At 44.5% G+C, this 22,070-nt stretch carries 23 protein-coding genes and 2 pseudogenes; 12 read left to right on the forward strand and 13 right to left on the reverse strand.

The annotated features are described in order from the left end of the window. Window positions 1–168: 168 nt before the first annotated feature. The 4 genes from H8S80_RS07150 to uxuA all read right to left on the reverse strand — a co-directional run bounded on the left by H8S80_RS07150 (window position 169) and on the right by uxuA (window position 4,625). Window positions 169–414, reverse strand: coding sequence for a hypothetical protein (locus H8S80_RS07150; RefSeq protein WP_006775903.1), 246 nt, complete (start codon window positions 412–414; stop codon window positions 169–171). Between the two features lie 97 nt (window positions 415–511). Further along, the gene (gene uxaC / locus H8S80_RS07155; RefSeq protein WP_055650810.1) at window positions 512–1,915 is read right to left on the reverse strand and encodes a glucuronate isomerase; all 1,404 of its coding nucleotides are present in this window, start codon (window positions 1,913–1,915) and stop codon (window positions 512–514) included. A gap of 32 nt (window positions 1,916–1,947) precedes the next feature. Further along, on the reverse strand, window positions 1,948–3,555 hold the full coding sequence (locus H8S80_RS07160; RefSeq protein ID WP_055650811.1) for a mannitol dehydrogenase family protein: 1,608 nt from the start codon (window positions 3,553–3,555) through the stop codon (window positions 1,948–1,950). Next, window positions 3,546–4,625 (reverse strand): mannonate dehydratase, encoded by a 1,080-nt coding sequence (gene uxuA, locus H8S80_RS07165; protein ID WP_006775900.1) that lies wholly within the window; start codon window positions 4,623–4,625, stop codon window positions 3,546–3,548. The genes H8S80_RS07160 and uxuA overlap by 10 nt, the downstream gene beginning before the upstream one ends. Window positions 4,626–4,769: 144 nt before the next feature. Here uxuA and H8S80_RS07170 point away from each other — a divergent pair, with 144 nt between their 5' ends. Next, the gene (locus H8S80_RS07170) at window positions 4,770–5,675 is read left to right on the forward strand and encodes a helix-turn-helix domain-containing protein (RefSeq protein ID WP_006775899.1); all 906 of its coding nucleotides are present in this window, start codon (window positions 4,770–4,772) and stop codon (window positions 5,673–5,675) included. Here the strand turns inward: H8S80_RS07170 and H8S80_RS07175 are convergent. Then, entirely contained in the window at window positions 5,570–6,262 is a 693-nt protein-coding gene (locus tag H8S80_RS07175; RefSeq protein WP_006775898.1) for a LytR/AlgR family response regulator transcription factor, read from the reverse strand. The two genes, H8S80_RS07170 and H8S80_RS07175, sit on opposite strands and share 106 nt — an antisense overlap. Before the next feature lie 49 nt (window positions 6,263–6,311). Next, a complete protein-coding gene (locus H8S80_RS07180) occupies window positions 6,312–6,695 on the reverse strand; it encodes a winged helix-turn-helix transcriptional regulator (protein WP_039892760.1) in 384 nt (127 codons plus the stop codon). Between the two features lie 196 nt (window positions 6,696–6,891). Between H8S80_RS07180 and H8S80_RS07185 the strand changes: the two genes are divergently transcribed. From H8S80_RS07185 to H8S80_RS34175, 11 genes and pseudogenes are all read left to right on the forward strand, one after another. Next, entirely contained in the window at window positions 6,892–7,788 is an 897-nt protein-coding gene (locus H8S80_RS07185; RefSeq protein WP_117632222.1) for a radical SAM protein, read from the forward strand. Between the two features lie 355 nt (window positions 7,789–8,143). Next, window positions 8,144–8,881 carry a carbohydrate ABC transporter permease gene (locus H8S80_RS07190; protein ID WP_347561451.1) on the forward strand — a complete coding sequence of 246 codons (738 nt, stop codon included), beginning with the start codon at window positions 8,144–8,146 and terminating at the stop codon, window positions 8,879–8,881. 2 nt (window positions 8,882–8,883) lie between these two features. Continuing rightward, complete coding sequence (locus H8S80_RS07195; protein WP_039893217.1) at window positions 8,884–9,729, forward strand: carbohydrate ABC transporter permease; 846 nt, start codon at window positions 8,884–8,886, stop codon at window positions 9,727–9,729. A 44-nt stretch (window positions 9,730–9,773) separates the two neighbouring features. Beyond that, the gene (locus H8S80_RS07200) at window positions 9,774–11,129 is read left to right on the forward strand and encodes an ABC transporter substrate-binding protein (protein WP_006776529.1); all 1,356 of its coding nucleotides are present in this window, start codon (window positions 9,774–9,776) and stop codon (window positions 11,127–11,129) included. A 710-nt stretch (window positions 11,130–11,839) separates the two neighbouring features. Next, on the forward strand, window positions 11,840–12,283 hold the full coding sequence (locus H8S80_RS07205) for a hypothetical protein (protein ID WP_006776526.1): 444 nt from the start codon (window positions 11,840–11,842) through the stop codon (window positions 12,281–12,283). 85 nt (window positions 12,284–12,368) lie between these two features. Next, window positions 12,369–12,972: pseudogene (locus H8S80_RS07210) on the forward strand (SDR family NAD(P)-dependent oxidoreductase). A gap of 84 nt (window positions 12,973–13,056) precedes the next feature. Then, window positions 13,057–13,458 (forward strand): SdpI family protein, encoded by a 402-nt coding sequence (locus tag H8S80_RS07215; RefSeq protein WP_039893215.1) that lies wholly within the window; start codon window positions 13,057–13,059, stop codon window positions 13,456–13,458. A 21-nt stretch (window positions 13,459–13,479) separates the two neighbouring features. Continuing rightward, window positions 13,480–13,818, forward strand: coding sequence for a DUF3784 domain-containing protein (locus H8S80_RS07220; protein WP_006776522.1), 339 nt, complete (start codon window positions 13,480–13,482; stop codon window positions 13,816–13,818). Window positions 13,819–14,125: 307 nt separating this feature from the next. Further along, window positions 14,126–14,728: a helix-turn-helix domain-containing protein gene (locus H8S80_RS07225; protein WP_039893213.1), complete on the forward strand. Its 603-nt coding sequence runs from the start codon at window positions 14,126–14,128 to the stop codon at window positions 14,726–14,728. A gap of 187 nt (window positions 14,729–14,915) precedes the next feature. Further along, a complete protein-coding gene (locus H8S80_RS35055) occupies window positions 14,916–15,113 on the forward strand; it encodes a DUF6199 family natural product biosynthesis protein (protein WP_039893212.1) in 198 nt (65 codons plus the stop codon). A gap of 307 nt (window positions 15,114–15,420) precedes the next feature. Continuing rightward, entirely contained in the window at window positions 15,421–15,804 is a 384-nt protein-coding gene (locus H8S80_RS34175) for a hypothetical protein (protein ID WP_006776518.1), read from the forward strand. 787 nt (window positions 15,805–16,591) lie between these two features. On the opposite strand, the pseudogene H8S80_RS34595 reads toward H8S80_RS34175, so the two are convergent. The 7 genes and pseudogenes from H8S80_RS34595 to H8S80_RS07265 all read right to left on the reverse strand — a co-directional run. After that, window positions 16,592–16,834, reverse strand: a pseudogene (locus H8S80_RS34595) (PLP-dependent transferase); the annotation flags it as partial. A 55-nt stretch (window positions 16,835–16,889) separates the two neighbouring features. Next, a complete protein-coding gene (locus tag H8S80_RS07240; protein WP_006776825.1) occupies window positions 16,890–17,522 on the reverse strand; it encodes a GDSL-type esterase/lipase family protein in 633 nt (210 codons plus the stop codon). After that, a complete protein-coding gene (locus H8S80_RS07245) occupies window positions 17,523–18,404 on the reverse strand; it encodes a transporter substrate-binding domain-containing protein (protein WP_039893418.1) in 882 nt (293 codons plus the stop codon). It lies immediately after the preceding gene. A gap of 36 nt (window positions 18,405–18,440) precedes the next feature. Then, window positions 18,441–19,196, reverse strand: coding sequence for an amino acid ABC transporter ATP-binding protein (locus tag H8S80_RS07250; protein WP_006776827.1), 756 nt, complete (start codon window positions 19,194–19,196; stop codon window positions 18,441–18,443). Between the two features lie 4 nt (window positions 19,197–19,200). Continuing rightward, window positions 19,201–19,875: an amino acid ABC transporter permease gene (locus H8S80_RS07255; protein ID WP_006776828.1), complete on the reverse strand. Its 675-nt coding sequence runs from the start codon at window positions 19,873–19,875 to the stop codon at window positions 19,201–19,203. Further along, the gene (locus H8S80_RS07260; RefSeq protein ID WP_006776829.1) at window positions 19,856–20,515 is read right to left on the reverse strand and encodes an amino acid ABC transporter permease; all 660 of its coding nucleotides are present in this window, start codon (window positions 20,513–20,515) and stop codon (window positions 19,856–19,858) included. Before H8S80_RS07260 ends, H8S80_RS07255 begins: the two co-directional genes overlap by 20 nt. Window positions 20,516–20,557: 42 nt before the next feature. Next, window positions 20,558–21,850, reverse strand: coding sequence for an O-acetylhomoserine aminocarboxypropyltransferase/cysteine synthase family protein (locus H8S80_RS07265; RefSeq protein ID WP_039893414.1), 1,293 nt, complete (start codon window positions 21,848–21,850; stop codon window positions 20,558–20,560). Between the last annotated feature and the right edge of the window lie 220 nt (window positions 21,851–22,070).

Raw genomic sequence — 22,070 nt, forward strand, 5'->3', positions numbered from 1 at the left:
TTGCCGCTGCCTCCTTTAAGTATGTTTTTCATAATAGCAGTAAGTGAAAATCTCTGCAAACATGGAAATGGTATATGCAAATGCAAGTCCGACTCCCATACCGATAAATGCTTTTTCTCCTGATATTTTTCCCATAATAAGAAATGTAAGCATTAGTCCGAAACAAATCTACTGTGTTAACCGAAAGGATTGACTTTTTGTCTTCAGTTCAATCAGCTGGTTGCGCTCATCCATTTCTTCTAATTTATCTTCTTTTGACAGATTACGTGAAACGCTGCGTATAGTCAATTCACCCCCGATGAACATAAGAGCCAGAATTAATATCATACCGCTTATATCAAAACCAGCATTAATACAGGCTATTACATTCAATAGGCGCGTTCCGGGAAAATCGGTATCCGATTTCCCATACATTTTTATATATCCTTTTCCTTCCGATGTTAGTATTCTATGGTAAGGACTGTTCCTGTGCTAACCAGAATGTCGGGATATGCATCGGACATGATGTATCCTATAAGTTAAAATAGTTTTTGGCATTGTAATAACAGATGTCTTCTGTCAGCTTGCCAAGATAGGCCATGTCCTTCGGGTATTCTCCATTCTCCACCCAGGTACCCAGCTTGCTGCACAGGATACGTCGGAAGTATTCATGCCGCGGGAAGGAGAGGAAGCTTCTTGAGTCGGTAAGCATTCCTACAAAGCGGGAGATAAGCCCAACGTCGGACAGAGCGTCCATCTGGCGTTCCATCCCACGCTTATGGTCACAGAACCACCAGGCGCTACCAAGTTGAATCTTTCCCCTGATACCGGTGCTGTTCCCCTGATAATTCCCGGCCATGGCGGCAAGCATGTCCACATCCTTCGAATTCAGATAATAGAGGATTGTTTTGGGCAGCTCGTCAGTAGAATCCATGGCGTTCAATAGCGCGGAGAGCTGTGGAGCATAATTAAAATCATTCAGACTATCAAAGCCTGTATCCGCAACCAGTTTTTCAAACATTCTGGAAGAATTGTTGCGGAGCGCGCCGATATGAAGCTGCATGACAAGTCCTCTCCGGGCATATTCCCGTCCAAGCTCTGTCAGTAAAAATCCCCGGTACATGGCTGCTTCCTCGGAAGAAAGGGAAACGCCAGTGAGTCTCTTCTGATATAGCCCATTGGCTGTCTCGTAGGAAGCCGGAAGATAGAAGCTATTCTCCAGACTGTGATCGGTCACCCGGCAGCCTGCGCTGATGAAGAAGTCCAGCCTCTTCTTTAACGCTTCGGTCAGCCCGTCCAGTGAAGACACGTCTGACTGTGATACGGAACCAAGGCAGGCCACATAGGACGGAAAATTATCCTTTTCAATATCCAGGGCATTTCCAGGGCGGAAGGTGGGCAGCACCTGGAAATCTGACTGCTCCTGGGCAAGCTTCTTGTGCCAGATTAAGTCATCAACAGGGTCATCCGTGGTACAGAGGACTTTCACATTCTGCATGTTCAGAAGATTGCGGACAGAGTATTGTGGTGACCTTAGCTTCCGGTTACAGATATCCCAGATGTCTTTTGCCGTATCGGGAGACAGTGTTTCATCAATGTCAAAATACCGCTTTAACTCCAGATGGGTCCAGTGGTATAAAGGATTACCGATACAATTCTGTACGGTATCCGCCCAAGCAAGAAACTTCTCATAAGGCTGTCCGCCGCCAGTAATCAACTGTTCCGGTATACCGTTGGCACGCATGGCGCGCCACTTATAATGATCGCCTCCGAGCCATACCTGGGCGATGTTGTCATAGCATCTGTCTTCGTAAATTTCCTGCGGATTCAGATGGTTGTGAAAATCAATGATGGGCATCTTGCGCGCATGGCCGGAAAACAATTCCCTGGCCGTATTGGTCTGTAATAAAAAGTCGTCGTTAATAAATGGTTTCATCGTAAAGGTTCCCTTCCGGACTATATAAAATGTTATATATATTTTTCAAGTGTTGCCCTCACCGCACCGCATCCGGCTGTCATTTCCCGGAAATAGCGGCATACAAGGGGAGCCAGTCCCACTTTATAAAGATTGACGCCGAAGATAGTGCTGTTTTCAAGAATCGGCTTTGGCAGTGCATCGTCTACGGCATCGCCTAGCTTTATACCGGATATATAGGGCCGCAGAGTGTCAAGCATAGGATCCGGACTTAGAGTAAACGGATTGCCTTGATCATCTACACCCATCAGATACCGGAGCCATCCGGCAAATACAAGCGGGATAAATTTCAAGTCAGAAGTAGAAAGTGTATCGGACGCTTCGTATGCTTTGATTGTCTCGCCAAACCGGATTGCCAGCTTCTGAGAGGTATCGGTGGCGATACGTTGCGGGGTGTCCGGCATGAACGAATTCGGTATGCGGACATTGAGTACCGTATCTATAAATTCTTTCGGGTCCAGGATACCGGGATTGATGACCACCGGGAGTCCTTCAGTATAGCCGATTTCTTTTACTAGCTTTTTCAATGTAACATCCTGCATTTCTTTCGATATCAGGTCATAACCAAGGAGGCAGCCAAATATAGCGAGAGCGGTATGAAGCGGATTTAAGCAGGTGCAGACTTTCATCTTTTCTACTTTATCCACAGTCTCGCGTGTGGTAAAAATCAGGCCGCCTCTTTCAAGCTGGGGCCTCCCGTTTGGAAATACATCCTCAATAACAAGATACTGGCATTCTTCTGCATTTACAAAGGGTGCAACATATGTATTTTTGGAGGTGACTACCGGGTCTAATTCCTCTACGCCGTCTTTTTTCAGAAGTTCCTCTACAGACGGGTCCGGTCTTGGAGTAATCTTGTCAATCATGGACCATGGGAAGGATACTTTTGCGGGATTTTCGATATATTCCACGAAGGAAGCGGCTGTCAGACCTGTTTCGGACCATTTTGCGGCGAATGTGTGGACTGCGTCAAACAATTTGCTGCCGTTGTGGGAACAGTTATCCATGCTTACCATGGCAATCGGTTTCTCACCGGACTGGAATCTTGTGTAGAGAAGACTTACTACCTTACCGATGTAGCTCTGCGGCTTCTCCGGGCCATTCTTCATATCATCTGCAACAGAGGGGAGAAGTTCGCCTTTGCCATTTACAAGGCTATAGCCTTTTTCAGTGATGGTGAAGCTGGCTATCTGTAAAGAGTCCTTCTGGAAAATCTCACGAAGGCGGGTGAAATCAGCATCATTTTCAGAGTCAACAGTGAGTGACTCTACCACGCTGCCCACAATGGTTTTCTCCACAGAGCCGTCTGCCTTTAAGGTTACCAGGATATTGTAGTCATCATGAGGGTGGTTCATTTTTTCGATAATCTCATAGTCAAAGCCTTCGGCGACTACCAGTCCGCGGTCTAAAACACCTTCGTTCAAAAGATCCTGCACGACCTTTGCCTGGAAGGCACGGAAGATGTTGCCCGCACCGAAGTGAACCCAGAAGGGGTTCTGTCTGGTCTTCTCAGATACGGCTGCCCTATCGAATCCCGGAAGAGAATAACCCTTGTCTTCCCACTGCTTTTTGTTTGCTAAACCCTGTTCATTTACCTGCATGACTTATCTGCCCCTTTCACAATTGCTTCCCATAAACCGTTTAAATAAGTTGCGCCGAGCGCTCTGTCGTAAAGACCATATCCGGGCATCGCCACCTCATCCCAGATCATACGCCCGTGGTCAGGGCGTATCGGTCCCTCAAATCCAATGTCATAGAGCGCTTTCATGATTTCGTACATATCAAAGGTTCCGTCAGAAGAAAGATGTGCGGATTCCTCAAAATCTGTCGGAGAATTGAACTTTAAGTTGCGGACATGGGCAAAATGGATCCTGCCCTTTAAGGAGCGAATCATATCCGGCAGATCATTTTCCAGATTTGTACCGTAGGAGCCGGAGCAGAAGGTCACGCCGTTGTGCGGATTGTCCACCATCTCCATCATGCGCAGGATGTTCTCCTTGTTGATGATGATACGCGGAAGTCCGAATACACTCCAGGCCGGGTCATCCGGGTGAATTGCCATATTGATATCGTATTTGTTGCAGACCGGCATGATACGCTTCAGAAAGTATTTCAGATTGGCAAATAATTTTTCATCGTTAATGTCCTCGTACATGGCGAAAAGATCCTTGATTTTAGCCATACGCTCCGGCTCCCAGCCCGGCATGATGGTGCCGTTTGTATCGCCTGCGATAGACTCAAACATATTTTCAGGGTCAAGTGCGTCAACCGCCTCCTGAGTGTATGCAAGTACGGTGGAGCCATCTGGGCGTACACGCGCCAGTTCGGTTCTGGTCCAATCAAATACCGGCATGAAGTTGTAGCATACAAGATGGATGTCCTCTTTTCCAAGATTCTCAAGTGTCTCAATGTAATTGTCAATATAAGTATCACGGTCGGCGGATCCTGTCTTGATGGCATCGTGTATGTTGACGCTCTCAATGCCGGATACGTGAAGGCCGGAGGCAGCCACCTCATCTTTCATGGCACGGATGCGTTCCCGGCTCCATACCTCCCCCGGGGCGGTGTCATACAATGTAGTGATAACTCCTGTGACTCCGGGAATCTGGCGGATTTGTTTTAAGGTAACAGTATCAAATTTTGAACCATACCATCTGAGTGTCATTTCCATAGTGTTCTTTTCCTTTCTTTTTGTAAATTAATATTTAACTATGAAATACATTATAGACATTCAGGGAAAAAATCCAATTGTCAGGAGTGCTGTGTGTATTGCAAGGGTTGCGGTCTGGTGTTAAGATAAAAGAGGAGGAATAAGATGAAGAAAAATTTGCAGACAAAATTCAGTACCCGGCAGTATATGCTGTCGGAGGACTTTGAAATCTATTATTATAAAGAACATTATCTGTCGAAGGTAGAACTGCACACTCACGACTATTATGAGTTTTATTTTTTCTTAGAGGGAAATATTTCGATGAAAATCGAAGAGAAGCAATATCCATTGCAGTATGGGGATCTGGTATTAATTCCGCCGGAGATCAGGCACCGCGCCGTCGTCCATGATGAAGAAACGCCATACCGGCGCTTTGTGTTCTGGATCAGCCGGGAATACTGTAACCAGCTTGTGGAGCTGTGCCGGGACTATGGATATCTGATGCAGTATGTGACAGTCAGAAAGGAGTATATCTTTCACAATGACGTGATTGCATTCAATACGATTCAGTCGAAGGTCTTTCATCTGATTGAGGAAATCCACTCACAGCGTTTCGGGAAAACGGCAAAGATACCGCTGTGTGTCAATGATTTGATCCTGCATTTGAACCGGGTCGTTTATGAGCAGAATCACCCGAAGAGTCCTAAGGAAGAGCGTGATCTGTATGAGAAGCTTATCGATTATATAGAAGAGCATCTGGATGAGGAGCTGACACTGGAGCGTCTGGCGAGAGAGTTCTATGTGAACAAATATCATATTTCCCATGCGTTTAAAGACAATATGGGTCTGTCCGTCCACCAGTACATCACAAAGAAGCGGGTGGCGGCGTGCAGGGAAGCGCTCCTGAATCATGTGAAGATAAGCGAGGTGTATCCGATGTTCGGGTTTCAGGATTACTCCGGCTTTTACCGGGCATTTAAGAAAGAGTATGGAATCTCCCCGCAAGAGTACAGGGAAACCAAAAAAAGCAAGGCATTTTCCATAATCACATCCGTCCCGTCAAATGACTGAACATGCGAAAGATTAACGGCATAGCTTCTGTGTACCCGGCAAAACAGGAGGGAAGGCATCTGCTCAAGGTATTTCTGCAGTGTGCCTCGTACCAGATAGGATTGCCGGGTTGAACGTATTCGCAGGTAAACATTTTCGCTTTTTATATAGCAGATGTCCTGATAGGAGACGTAAATCTCCTGCCCATCCTGGCAGATTGCTATTTTCCGGTTCCGTATCTGCATGGTTTCCACGGCTTTCAAAGCCTCCACCATTTTTTTACGGTCCAGCGGCTTTGTCAAGAAGCGGAAAGCGGATATTTCGTAGCCTTCCGGGGCAAATTCGCTGTGGCTGGTAAGAAGGATGATGGGGATATTCAGGTTCATGCCCTGTATCAGGCGGGAGGCGGTGATTCCATCCAGTCCCTCCAGCTCAATATCCATAAAAATACACAGAAAGTTGTCAGGATCCTTTCGCAGAGCCTCAATCAGCTGTTCAGCATGGGAAAAAGTTACTGGGAGAATGTCTAGGCTATGATAGTAATGGTTTACTTCCGCCTGCATCTGCTTACAGACATGCGGTTCGTCATCACAGATTCCTATTTTCATGGTATCACCTCCTGAAACTTATATATCAGATTAGATTCAACTGAAATAATCAATCCGGCAGTTTTTTGCCGGAATAAGGGCTGGTATAATCTGGAGGGCAAAGATGTATTTCACTCCATGTCATCATCTGATTTAAAACAGGTATAAAACTTTTTCCTAATTCTGTCAATGTATATTCTACTTTTGGCGGGATTTCTTTATAGATCTCACGGTGCAGAAAACCGTCTTGTTCCAGTTCCCGGAGCTGTTTGGTCAGCGTGGATTGCGTGATGCCGTCCAGCCGGCGCATCAGTTCCCCAAATCTCTGTACTTTGTAAAACGCGACATACCAAAGAATCAGAATTTTCCATTTACCACTTAATACGGCCTGAAGGCTGCTCATAGGAACACAGCGGGCCATCGCGTCTTTTGTCTGGAATTTATTGTCTGCCATTCTACCGACCCTCCTTATCTCATCCGGATTATACCCTGAAAAAAGAAGAAAATCAATGTACGGTAAAAAGAAATACATAGTAGGAAAAATAATACTATATTCAAAAAAAGACCGTACTTGTCATGGGAGGAGCATGGCTTTATGATAGAGCCAGAAAAAAATATTAATTCTGCTTGTTCAGGAAAGGAGCTGTTTTATGCACTATACAGGTACAATCTGGCGCCCGCCTTATGAGGCTGGTTCACTGCTTATTGAAGTTACTGCTGGCTGTACGCACCACAAATGCAAATTCTGCACTTTGTATGATGATCTTCCGTTTCAATTTCGTATGTCGCCGCTAACGGATATAGAGGCGGATCTTCAGGAGGCGCAGTATCAACTTCACGAAAGGAGTAGCAGGGTAAAGCGCGTTTATCTCGTTGGGGCGAATCCGTTTGTTTTGCAGTTTAAGCGGCTGAAGGAAATTTCTGAACTTATCCATCAGTATTTCACGGAATGTGAGACAATTGGCTGCTTTGCCCGTGTAACAGATGTTGCACTGAAAACGGATGAGGAATTGCAGGAACTACATGGTTTAGGATATGACGGCATTACGATTGGAGCCGAGACGGGGGACGAAGCGGCGCTTGATTTTATGGACAAAGGATATAAAGTACAGGATATTGCCATTCAGGCGGAACGTCTTGATAATGCCCATATCACCTATAATTTTTTCTATCTTACCGGGGTTTCCGGTTCTGGGCGCGGCGTTGAGGGGGCGTTGGAGAGTGCGAAGATTTTTAATATGACCCGGCCAAAGATTATAGGTTCTTCTATGCTAACTATTTATCCGGAGTCCGAGCTGTATGGAGAAGTTCAAAAAGGCAGATGGCAGGAGGAAAGCGAACTGGAAAAGCTGGAAGAAGTCAAAGCGCTCATCGAGCATCTGGAGATACCGGTATACTTTGCAACATTGGGAGCCTCTAATGCTGTGTGGGTGGAAGGGAGACTCCCCGAAGACAGGCAGTCGATGGTTTCCGAATTGGAAAAAGTATGTAGTCCAGAAAATGAAATGGCATTACGCCATTATCGGACGAATCTGCGGCATTTATAAAAATGTGATTCCTGGTAATGATTTTGTCGCCAGGAATCATATTAAATTTTCCGGTATTAAGTATTTTTTTTGTTCAATTATTAATGATAAATAATTATTTTGAACAATTCTGTTGACATATTCTGGTATCTGTGCTACTATTTTTTGTGTTCAAATATATGATAAAAAGTATGCTATTGAACAAAAAATACAGTTATGGGAGTGGTAGATTATGAATGATTCTCATTGCAGTAAGAAGTGGAAGTCTGAATTCACATTCATAGCATTTGTAACACCTGCTTTTATGTTTCTAATCCTGTTCTGGCTGCTTCCTATTGTGGCATCTATTGGAATCAGCTTTACGGACTGGGATTACATGACCGCAGGATTTCATGTAACAGGATTGGCTAATTATACTTCCCTTATTAAAGATAAGGCTTTTTGGGATGCACTCACACACACTCTTTTGTTTGCACTGGAGACTGTGATTCCTGTCCTGGTTCTGGGGCTTCTTCTGGCAGTTCTTATATGGTCTGCAGGAAAGCACACGATTTACTCACTTATTATTTTTTCTCCATGGATAACACCAGCCGTGGCTGTATCGATTGTATGGACCTGGATATTTGAACCGGACTCTGGATTGGCAAATCAGCTTCTGCACCTGCTTGGACTTCCGGGATCTGCTTGGCTCCACAGTTCTAATACAGCGTTAGCCAGCGTAGCTTTGGTAACTGTCTGGAAGAATCTGGGATATGTCATGCTCCTTTTTACAGGAGCTTTGTCCCGGATACCATCAGAACTTCACGAAGCTGCTTCTGCTGATGGTGCAGGAAGTATGCAGCGCTTCCTACATATTACTTTGCCTCTTTTACGGCCGGCTATTTTAGTGACAGGAATTATTATGACAGCAGATTCCCTGCGCGCCTATGACCAGATACAAATCCTGACTCAGGGCGGTCCCGCAGGAAGCACCCGGACATTGCTATATCTATATTATCAGATGGGATTTGAACAATTTGATATGGGGCGGGCAGCCGCGGCGGTAGTCATCCTTATGATTATTGGTCTGAGCCTGGCGCTGCTCCAGATCAGACTAAAAAGCAAGGAGGCTTAATCATGAAGTATATCCCTCGCACCCTCCATATCATCCGGTCCTGTGTTGTCCATTTTATATTAGGAGGTGCATGCTGCTTTACTGCCTTTCCATTTTTATGGATGGCTGTCAGCTCCCTTAAAACAAAAGAAGAGGTCATGGCAGTGGATATCTTCTTTCCATCAGATCCACAATACCAAAATTACAGCGAGATTTTATTTCACTCTCCAATTCCGCGCTATCTGGCTAACAGCCTGCTGGTAGCAGTCAGTGTTGTGATAATCCAGGTCATATGCTGCGCTCTTTTTACATATGCCGTGACTTTTATGAAGGCGAAAGGAAAGAATATTCTATTTCGGCTGGTTCTGTTCACCTATATGGTGCCTACCGCAGTAACCTACATTCCATGCTATATGATATTGTCCAGGTTAGGACTTTTAGACAGCTATGGGGGGCTTATTCTTTCCAATGGTGTCAGTGTGTTCGGTATCTTCCTGCTTCACCAGGCATTCGCAGGAGTTCCTTCGGAGACCATGGAGGCGGCCCGGATGGACGGCGCCGGTCATCTCATGATTCTTACAAGAATCATTGTTCCTATGACCCGGCCCTCCTTTGTTACATTTATCCTTCTTTCTTTTATTAATACCTATAATAGTTATATGTGGCCGTCTCTGATAACCGATTCTCCGGATCTGAGCCTGGTATCACAGGGACTGCGGCGTTTTCTCTATGAGGGAGGCGCCTATGGGACCCAGTGGTCCCTGGTAATGGCAGCAGGCACGGTAACTGTCGTGCCGTTACTGATTTTATTTGCTGGTACTTGGCGCCTGATTGTTCAGGGCATTACTGACTTTGGCTGTAAAGGTTAATGAAAACAATTCAATCATAAATCACAAAACAGGAGGAACATAAAATGAAGCTAAAATGCCCCTTAATCAATCATTGCCGGACATCAATATTCAAAAAAGCTTTCCGAACAGGAACAAGCGCTGCCGTTTTACTGGCAGTCAGCCTTTCTCTTTTGACAGGCTGCGGAGGGAAAGCGCCTGATGATACCGTTACAGCCGATGGCAAAGTTCAGGTTAGATTCTGGTATTCCGGCGGTAAGACCGCAGCGGGAGTCATGGAGGACATCATAGAGGATTTCAATCTGTCCCAATCCGAGTATACGGTAATCGGGGTTCAGCAGGCTGATTATGATGAGACATACACTAAGCTGCAGGCTGGAATCGCAGGGAAAAATGCTGCTGACATTGCACTTCTGGATTCTGATAAAACCAGAAACCTTGCAAAGAAGGAACTGTTAGCGCCTCTGGACCAATATATAGAACAGGACTCATCCTTTAATAAAGAAGATTTGATTCCTGTATTCTATCGCCAATGCCTTGGTGACGATGGCATCCTGTATGCCATGCCGGCTTATGGAACCACACAGGTTATGTACTATAACAGAGATTTGTTTGAAAAGGCAGGTATTCAGCCTGATACGATTAAGACCTGGGAAGATTTAGCGAAAGCCTCCGCCCTTATCCAACAAAATACGGGCGCTAATGGATGGGAACCGATGTGGGGAGAAGACAACCTGATTGATATGGCCCTCAGCAACGGCGGTGCCATGATCAGTGATGACGGCCGCACCGTGCTCATCAATACGGAACCATGGGTTGAAACATGGGAAGCAGCCCGCAGATGGATTCATGAGGATAAGACCATGGTAATACACTATGGGGGCCAGGGCTGGGAATATTGGTATGATACCATGGATGACGTACTTCAAGACAAAGCGGGCGGGTATACCGGTTCCTCCGGCGATCAGGCCGATTTGGATTTTTCTAAGGTGGGCGCCATGGAACAGCCTGGGTTCGGGGATAATCCCTCAGCGCCGGTTGCCAGAGTGTTACAGATAGTGATGGTGGAAACAGGAAAAGATAAAACCAAGGACGGCGCTTACCAGTTTATGAAATATTTTGCGGATGCATCCCAGCAGGCAAGATGGTCCATGGCAACCGGTTATATACCAGTCCGCGAAACTACCTTGGATATCCCGGAATATCAGTCCTATACCGCTGAAAATCCCCATGCCCTTGTTCCTTTATCTCAGGCCATGCATGCCTCCCCGGATCCTATTGATCCTACCGGCGGAAAAATTTTTGATGCTTTGGCCATTGCAGCAGATAAAGTGGAAATTGAAAATGTTCCGGCAGCCGATGCCCTCAAGGAGGCCGCAGAAACCGCGCAGGCAGCTCTGGATGCAATCAATCAAAAATAATTGTAAGTGACAAATACAGATAGCCCATTGAATCAATAGAGAGTATGCATGGAATGTTGTTGAATACGCTACGGTGCAGAGCTGCATCAAACTAGTGCCAGACATAAATTCTAAAAAATATGTGAAACAGCAATATGAACATAGAAGGCGAAAGCAGACGTTATATCAGAGTCTGTTTTCGCTTTTATGTGGATTTGTATTTAACCGGGTATTAAAATAAAAATTTATTGAGGAAATAGAGAAATGGTATGTATCGCTGTTTCTTCATGAAATTGTAAGATAATATTTAAAGGATTTTTGTGCCATTTTCAGATAATATCATTATAATGATAAATAAATGCAGGTGGCTCGTCATTAAGAATACCGTTTTAGGGAATGTAGACCTCTCATTATGGAAATGAGGAATTAATAGATGTTTCGATATGCCCATACCAATATTATTGCGAAATAAAGCTAATAGACTTCTACAAAAAAGTGTTCCATTGTAATATTATAGGGGAAGTCAGAGATCTGCGCAGAGTCTGGCTTGATAAAATGACAGGAATACCGAATACACACATTGCTGGGAACATCCCTGTCTGCCGGAATATGGAGAGGATCATCCTACTCTGGAGATATTCTCTTATGTTTATATGGTTATTTGGAGGCTCTTTTATGAGTAAAATAGTGGTTTTGATTGAGTTGATTCCACATTTGGAAGGAGAAGAGAAATGAAAAAATGGTTTTTTTGGATTACAATGTGTCTTGTTTCAATTTTAAATGGAGCCGCCTTTTTTGGAGCTTCTATAAGTGCATTGAATCGCGGTTTAAACGGGGTTGACAATCAAGCAGCATTATTATTTATTCCCTTTCTTTGGATTATAGCGGTATTTGTCCTCGTCGTCCTCAACATATGTACGCTTATTCGAGGAATGAATATAAAAAAGGAACAAATAATTCACCTTTTGGATGTATTTCATCTATCTGGACTTTCTAAAAGGGCAAAGATATCCAGAGCCGGCTTTATTATAATAACCTGTTTTCTTATGTTGTTTGGATACAGCCTTTTTGCGGCGGAAAGAATGTGGTCTGTTGCCTATGCACTATCGGGTGGAATCTTACTTTTGTTTCTATATACCTGGAAAAGGGCAGCTGTGCAAAGAACAAATTGGTAGAGTGAAAGCGTGAAGCTTTTTAGCAAGATGACAAGCAAATACTGTTATACTTTATAGAAGGAGCGATAGGATAAAGGTTGCGATTGTGACGGGAGGCAGCTCAGGCATGGGGCTTGCCATTGCAAAACGATTATCTCAGATGGACATGGATGTTATTATTTTTGACATCCAGGCGCCACCGGAGGGCTTTCAATATTATCAAGTGGATATCCGGAAAGATGATCAGATTTTAACTGCGTTATCCCAGATTCCGCGGGTAGACATTCTGATAAATAATGCGGGTATATATTTTGAAAAATATCTGGAGGATACCTCAAATGAGGAGCTGGATCAGATGGTAGATGTTAATATCAAAGGAACTTATCGGATGACTGGGAATGCGCTTCCCAAAATCATGGAAGCAAAAGGAAATATTGTCATAATTGCATCTTGCCTAGGCCTGGTGCCGGAACTGACTTCCCCTTTATACTGTGCCACGAAAGCTGGGCTGATTATGCTGAAGAAATGTCTTGCACAGCAGTATGCGGATGTCGATGAAGTGCATCGGCCGGCCAGAAGACATTGCCCATATGGTAGCATTTCTGGTGAGTGATGAAGCCGGCTACATAACAGGAGGGGCATTTCCAGTAGACGGAGGTGTTTCCTCAACAAGCATGTACTCAAAAGGCAGGATTTCAAGCGAATATTAAATATTGCCAGTACTGTTTTAACTAAGAGGGCTTGAATCAATCCACATAAAGACATATCAAAGAGCGACAGAAGGAGGAGTTGAAGTGTTTATATTTTTATTGGTTTGTTCATTGCTGGTTCCGCTTTCTATGATTATATTAGGCAAACGGTGGGAAAACAATCCGCCTGAAGATATAAATGGGCTTTCAGGCTACCGAACCACTATGTCAAGATTAAATAAGGATACGTGGTCTTACGCGCATAAATATTGGGGGAAAATAAATTTTTGCATAGGTGTTATATTGGCAGTGATTTCAAGTGCATTTGTCCTATATATTCAAGGCCGCCCAGACTTTGAAACGCTGATTGTTTATTTAGTTTTTACACAAATAGCAATCATGGCCCTTACAATTATTCCTACAGAAATAAAACTGAATAATGTTTTTACTAAGGAAGGGTATCGAAATCAAAAAAATGAATCCAGGTTTGCAGAACCGAAAAATTAAATTTTCAAAGGGGTGATAATTATGAATTTCGTTGGTTTTTGGGCATGTATTGTTTTGGTTCTTCCTTTTGGCATTATAGGTGTACTATTTGCTATATTTAAGGAAAAGTCAGCAAAATTTGTTTCTGGATTTAATACATTATCAAAAGAGGAGCAGGAAATGTATGATAAGGCATGGATTGCAAGAGATATAAGAAATTCATGTTTTGTATGGGCAGCAATTATGTTGATTGGCGCTGTTTCATCTTATGTTTTAACACCATATGCAGCCATCGGAGCATACATTATATGGTTGATTCTATTTTTTAGGGATGTACATTTTAATGCCCATAAAGCATTTGAGAAATATTTGTTAAAATAAATACATAATTTACAAGACTTAATCTAATTTATGAAGAGTTACACAGAGTGACAAATCGAGGATTGAAAAATGATAAGGCAAGTACCAAGAAAATGTATAATAAAAGGCTAACGCAACGAACAGATTGATGTACGTTTAATGATAGCTGAAGTGAGTACCGCAGATTATTTAAAATTTATTTTGGGTATATAGCCCTTATCTCCTCATACAAAAGCTCACAAAATCATATTGCAACCATGAGTTGACGTATAGTTGGTGGTATGCAACTACGATTCCTTATAAAATTAGGGCAAAGGAGGCGATAGATATGTCACTAGGTGAAAATATTAAAACCAAAAGAAACGAACTGAAATTATCACAAGAGTATGTTGCCGAGCAGTTAGGCGTCAGTAGGCAGGCTGTTTCAAAGTGGGAAACTGACCAAAGCCAACCTAAGGCAAAAAATCTTACCGAATTGGCAACTGTATTCCATGTTGGCCTGTCCGGGCTGGTTGAGCCGCAGAAATATCAAGCGGAACAGGCCGCACAGGAAAACGAGTGGCGAGAAAATAGAAACAATTCTAAAATGCTTTGCTGCCGTTGGTTAGGATATATTTTTCTGATCACGGGATATTCCGGTTATGCAGGATATTATAATAGTGGGTTATCTAGCTATTATTGGATGGCGTTTTTTGCGTTGGGAATCATATTGCTGGTTATAACATCTATCAGCTATTTCAAGAAAGCGCGGATGAAGCCTTTACAGATTGTATTGGGGCTACTCCTGATTGGCTCAATATTCGTTCTGCCAGTAATACTTCCGTTGCAGCATGGTATCAATGTCTTAATCGGTCATATAGCAGCTTCTTCAATGATAGGATTACTTAATTTAAAATATTGGCGTATTACATGGAACACCCATAATTCATAAAACATAAAGGCTGTCACATGAGGACGAAAGGGAAAACCATTGTAGTGAATGAGAAGGTGGACGTAGAATTTTTGACTATGGCGATTGGGCGAAATGGTTGTGATGTTGTTTTAGATTTGGCAAACAGGATGTTTTTTCAGTAGACATTTGGTGGATCAGGTATTCTTGGCAGAGGGGATTGATTCATATGGCTATTTATATAATTGTAAGCATTGTACTGCTATTAGATATAATAAATCCCAGAATTCTATGGTATATTGATTTCTGGAAACATAATGGAGACAAGCCGGAACCGAGTGGTACATATATTTTATTAAACCGCATCTTCGCATTCATTGGTCTAGTAGTTTTATGGTCTGTTTATTTTACCAGATTAGGGCTGTGAAATTCAGTGCCGGATTAATTTTTATTGTGATAATAGATTTTGAGAATCAGAAATACTTGAATTGACATATGTGAGTATACATAATGCAGGGACTTAAACGGATTTTATTTGGTATTGCGATAATTCTGATTGGCGGCTTTTTTCTAATATCGCCGGACAGCAGTTTAGGCGGTTGGGGAGAGTTAGTATGCTTTATTAGCGGAATAGGGCTGGGGATTTCTGGCCTGAAATGTGATGAATGAATACCATATTTTTAAACTGGCTTTTGATAGAGGTATAGTTATGAAATCAGGTTATAAAAGTCCTGATGGGAGGACTGACATTAAAACGGAAAGACGAGAAAAAAGGTACTTTTCTCATCTTTGTGTTATTCGCAGTGCTTCTGACTGTTTGCAGTAGCAAGCAGAAAGAAGCGACACACAACGAAACGATGATTATAAAGCCAAGTGAATTTTCAGAAGAAACAAAAGATCTCATACTTGAGAAAGCTAAATTTGAAGACTGGGAAACGATGTACAAAAATGTATGGTCGCGGTCGGAAGCAGCACTGTATATGCAATGGCGAGTGACAGAGAGTGAAGCGGCGGCCAGGGAATGTATTCGCAAAACCATTGAATATCAGAAAAATACCCTTGGCCCAGATTATACAGGCAAAGGGTATGGAAAACAGATTTTGCAATTATTGTTATAATATTGCAGCAATTTAGGCGGGAAAGAATTTTTTTACTCGACACGGGCTGAGAATAGTACATCAAAAGCCCTTGCGATCCCCTGCAGATTTTCTTACCAATATTCAGAACAGAAAATTGACTTGCGAAACGGGAATAAGTATGAGTTGGAAATCTATAGCAAAAAACTGTAAAGGCAGGGACCGTATTCTGAAAATTACATTCTATAATCCTTCATGTTACTTTGCATTGCTTAATGCAACAGCAGATATCCGTTATTCTGTAAGCATTAGAAGGGAGCAATTTTGATGTTTAGCGAGAATTTAGGAAATCTTTGTAAAGCAAAGAGCATTTCTCAAGAGGTCATGGCTGAGTAGCTGCATGTCGTGTGACAAATGATTTCAAAATGGGAGAAAGGCCTGTCTGTTCCGGACGCAGACATACTGATACGGGACGCAGAAATTTTGGAAGTTTCTGTAGGCGAGCTGTTAGGCAGCCCAATAGACCCCTCGGAGAATGTTGATGTGGTTGCCCAAAAACTGGAACAGATAAATTTTAGCCTTGCTGAAAGAAACCGGCGAAGCAGGCTTCTCTGCATACGTATCGTGAAAGTGACTGAGCTACGGAAAATCTTCATGTATTAAATGGGCTGATGACGGAGCCAACGTTAACCTGTGTGCCTCATAGCGGATGCGGTCCATCGTCTCCAGATTGTTGGTAAGGATTGCTCCCTCTTGGGCATCACCATGACCATTGATAAATTTTGTGAGGGCGTCCACCACAAAAACGGCTCCCAGCTCCGGGGGGGATTCAGCGGGGAAGTAAAGGTGTTATCAGCTGACTGCATGCGATTTTTGCAATTGCTTCTATATCTGTTATGCCAACAGTGGGATTGTCTGGTGTTTCAATATGGACAAGCCTTGTTCCGGGAATGATTGCCTTTTTTACTGCTTCAAGATCAGTCATATCTGCCATAACCGTATCCACGTTGTTTTTTTTGAATAGTTCGTGAAACATTCGATAGACGGTCATATAGCTCACATTCCGATAGACTACGCGGTCTCCTCAGCATAGTCCATGCCGGTATGGAAGGTTTGGATTGAGCCTCCTAAATCACTTTCATTTCTATCAGCTTGTTGTACAAAATATCCGCAAGTGCCGAGTGTCCGTCCTCCGTCAGATGTTCATCATCAATGCTGCTTGCGGCTGCATAGTCTGATGCCGCAATGAAGGCCGTTCCTTTTGCAGAGGCGATTTTTCTGTATTCTTCTTTCAGTTGTTTGCAAATTAACACGGAAGCCTGATCAAACTCCGGATCTTTTTCCGGCTTCCAGACATTCTCTCCAAGGAGAAGAGGGGACACCAATAAAATCCTGTCTGCTGGAATTACTTTTAGCAATTCGTCCAGGCAAAGCACAATCCCTTTCCCAATCACATGGGCAGGAGCGCGATACAATATTTTGCAGTCATTGGTTCCAAGCATGATGATTGCCGCATCCAGGGGATTATGGGTTTCCAGCAGGACAGGAAGCATATCGAGCCCTTTTCTTCCGGGGCGCAGTTCATCCTCAAAAATGGTGGTTCTTCCGCATAGACCTTCTTCTATTATGCGGGTGTTATTACATCGTTCTTTTTCCTGTAGGATACTTGTCCAGCGCACTCCCCATGGATACCGTTCATGAGTGCCGGGAATCAGTCCCCAGGTATTGGAATCGCCAAAGACCAGTATATTCTTCATCATTTATTTTGTCTTTCCGCCTTCAACAACCAGGCTGTCTTCGTAGTCCAGGCCATAGGTATCAACCAGTGTTGCTTCGTAATCTTTGTGGAAGAACTGTTCCTCGCCAAGGGCTTTGATTTCCTCATTCAACCAGTCCAGAAGCGTGCTGTTCCCTTTGGAAACTGCAGGTGCAATACTGTCCTGACTGCCCAAGGACGGAATTCCCACAGTGTAGCCGGCATTCTGCAAAGCAAAGGCAATAACCTCGGTATTGTCATTGGCCCATGCGGCCCCGTTCCCATTTTCCAGGGCATTCTTTGCGGTTGCGTAAGAATCATACTTCTGAAGTGGGATGTCAGGGTAGTTCTCAATCAGATAGGTTTCTGCAGTTGTGCCGGAAATGACAATGATCGGATCCTCCGCATTCCAGTTATCCAGGCTTTCAATTACACGGCTGTCTGGAGAAACGACTCCCAGTGCAACATTCATATATGGAAGCGCGAAATCAACTTCTTCTGCACGCTGAGGTGTTACTGTGAAGTTTGCCAGAATGATATCTGCCTTACCAGTCTGCAGATATTCGATGCGGTTTGCCGCCTCGGTGGAGATATAGTTGATTTTCACACCAAGATCTTCACCGATGCGGTTGGCGAAGTACACATCATAACCCTGATACTCTCCATTTTCATCTACATAGCCGAACGGGTTCTTGTCAGAGAAAACGCCGATGTTAATGGTGCCGCTCTCCTTAATTTCATCCAAAGTACGGTAAACAACATTCTGGGTTTTCCTACTGTTGGCTGTCACATTATTATTTGAAGAATTCTCTGATCCGCAGGCAGCCAGAGAAAACGCTAGCGACAGAGTAAGTGTAACAGTTACAAGCTTACGAATTTTTTTCATAATAATCTCCATTCCGGGCATCGCCCTATATCAATTTTATTTTGAACCTTTCCGCTCAAAGGTAAATGTCTGTAAAAACTTTTTCGCCCGGTCAGTTTTCGGTGCATCGAAAAACTGCTCCGGTGTTCCTTCCTCTTTGATATTTCCATCATCCAGAAAAATAATTCTGTCAGCCACGGCCTTTGCAAACTGCATTTCATGAGTGACGATTATCATCGTTCGTCCCTGGTCTGCAAGGTTTAAGATAACCTCCAATACTTCCCTGACCATCTCCGGGTCAAGCGCCGCCGTCACCTCATCAAACAGCAGAATTTCAGGGTGCATACATAATGCACGGACAATTGCAACCCGTTGTTTCTGTCCGCCAGATAACTGCCGTGGAAAACTTTTCGCTTTTTCCGAAAGCCCAACACGGGACAGAAGTGCAAGAGCTTCTTTTTTTACCTCGTCCTTTGTCCTTTTCTGCACTTTGGTCGGTGCCAGCAGGATATTGTCCAACACGTTCAGGTGCGGGAACAGCTCATAGCTCTGGAACACCATACCGATCTTCTGGCGAATTCCGGCTAAGTTTCTGCTTCGCTTCGTGACAAGTTCCCCATGGAGCCGGATCTCACCATTTTGGGTGTCCTCCAGGGCATTGATACACCGCAGCAGTGTACTTTTTCCACATCCGCTGGGACCGACAATCACGACGACTTCGCCCTCGTGAATCTGCAGGCTTAAATCATTCAGAACAGTAGAATTGTCAAACTGTTTTGTCAGATGTTCTATGGTTAATACCGATTCTGACATCTCCTCACCTCCATCGTTTCTCAAGGTATTTCGCCAAAAGGCTGATTGGCCAGCAGGCAATAAAATACAGGAAGAATACCGTTAAGTAAATTCCGAATGCAGCATTGGGACTGCCCATCCGGTTTGCCTCTATAATCTGCTGGGCAACCTTCAGTACCTCCACGACGCCAATCATCAGGATCAGGCTTGTGGTTTTAATCATTCTTGTGATGAGGTTGATTGACAGTGGAATTAACCTCCGCACGGCCTGCGGCAGAACAATGTACTGATAGCTCTGTATTCTCGACAGTCCCAGCGCCTCAGCACTTTCGTACTGGTGTATGGGAATGCTGATCAGAGAACCCCGGACCAGATCACTCATTTCCGCCGCTCCCCAGACTGTGAATACAATCACAGATGCCAGCTCCCCGGATAGGTCCCAGCCAAAGGCTCTCGTGGTGCCGAAATAGACGAGGAACAGTAACACCATCTGAGGCATAATCCGGACAAATTCCAGGTAACATCGCAGGATCGCCCGGCAGATTGGATTTTTCCATGTCATGAGAATGCCCAAAATGATTCCCAATGGGATACTGATGGCGACGGAAATCATGCTGATTTTGAGTGCTGCGTCTAATCCGCCAAGGATACGGGCAAGATTTTTCCCTTTCAGCAGCACCTCAAGACCCAAATCCGGCATAGCGTGACCTCCTTTCCAGGAGGCTTCCCAAAACGGAAACCGGAAGCAAAATAATAAGATAGAACACTACCAGCAGGAAAAGGCTCTCCGCAGTTTTGTAATACAGTCCAATCAGATCCTTTGCTGTAAACATTAAATCCATAAGGCTTATGGCAGAGAATACGCTGGTTTCTTTCAGCAGAAAAATCACATTCGCCATAAATGCCGGAACGCTGATGGAAAATGCCTGCGGCAAGATTACATAAGAGAAAGTCTGCAGTTTACTGAGCCCGAGACTATATGCGCTTTCCTCCTGGATTGGCGCAACCGCCTCAATCCCACTGCGAAATGCTTCTGACATATAACTCCCGCCGAGGAAAGCCAGTCCTGCAACACCGCACGCAGCGGCATCTGTCTGAATACCTATTTTGGGCAGGCCATAATAGATGAAGAACAGCTGCACCATAAGAGGGGTGTTCCGGCTGATTTCAATGTACACAGATACGATCCTGCGGATGACCGGAATCTTATAATACTGAATGATGGTACATAGTAACCCAATCATGATGGCGGCCGCTATCCCCATAAACCCGATTTTTACTGTCAGTACCGCTGCTTTTTGGTATAACGGCAAATATTTCCCGATAATTTCCCAGTTCAAGCCAGCCGCCTCCTTCTATCTCAATTTCATTCCTATTACTTGTTATAATGAAGCAAACCCATTCTCTAAGTCAGCGAGAATATCATCAATATGCTCTGTGCCGATGGACAGGCGGATAGTATTCGGCTTAATGCCCTGATCCAGCAACTCTTCCCTGGAGAGTTGGGAATGGGTGGTACTGGCCGGGTGAATTACGAGGCTCTTTACGTCGGCTACATTGGCAAGCAGGGAGAAGATTTTCAGATTGTCAATAAACCTCCAGGCTTCTTCCTGGCCGCCCTTAATCTCAAAGGTGAAGATACTGGCCCCTCCGTCGGGAAAATACTTCTCATACAATGCGTGGTCGGGATGATCCGGCAGGCTGGGATGATTCACCTTTTCCACCTGTGAATGATTAGACAGATATTCCACCACTTTCTTCGTGTTTTCTGCATGACGTTCCAGGCGCAGGGAAAGGGTTTCCACGCCCTGCAGAAGCAGGAATGCGTTGAAGGGGGAGAGAGTTGCACCCGTATCACGGAGAAGGATGGCACGGATATAGGTGACGAAGGCTGCCGGGCCTGCCGCGTCCACAAAAGAGACACCGTGATAGCTGGGATTGGGTTTTGCGATAGGATCGTATTTACCGCTGGCTTTCCAGTCAAATTTGCCGGAATCCACGATGATACCGCCCAGGGTAGTGCCATGGCCGCCGATGAACTTGGTGGCAGAATGGACTACGATATCCGCGCCGTGTTCAATCGGGCGGATGAGGTATGGGGTGCCAAAGGTGTTATCAATCACAAGCGGCAGACCGTGTGCATGGGCAATCTCTGCAATTGTATCAATGTCCGGGATATCGCTGTTTGGGTTTCCCAGCGTTTCCAGGTAGACAGCTTTGGTATTTGGCCGTATGGCGGCGGTTAGTTCTTCAAGGTTATGGGCATCCACAAAGGTTGTGGTAACTCCGAACTGGGGGAGCGTGTGTGCCAGCAGATTATAGCTGCCGCCATAGATTGTTTTCTGTGCTACAATATGATCCCCGGCTTGTGCCAGAGCCTGAATGGTATAGGTGATTGCGGCAGCACCAGATGCAGTTGCCAGTGCAGCAGCGCCGCCTTCAAGCGCGGCAAGCCGCTTTTCCAGTACGTCCTGCGTCGAGTTTGTAAGGCGTCCATAGATATTGCCTGCATCTGCAAGCCCAAAGCGCGCTGCGGCATGTGCTGAATCATGGAACACGTAAGAGGTGGTCTGATAAATGGGAACTGCTCTGGAACCGGTGGCAGGATCGGCCTGCTCCTGTCCAACGTGGAGCTGCAGGGTTTCAAATTTGTATTCGTTTTTATATTTACTCATATTTGTAATCTCCTTTGGATTTATATTTGTCGGTTCAATCGGCTGCTGTTCCGGTTTCAGCAAATAAAAAACCGGAAGCTCATCACAAGCTCCCGGGCAAATGGCATACGATATGCTGACAGATCAATTAAGCATTGTATCGAGGCAGTCAGCTATGCTGCAATCTGCGCATAACCGCACCCCAGCCATATAATATGCCCGGGAGTTTCGCATTCGACAA

It is taken from the genome of Hungatella sp. L36, from assembly GCF_014288035.1.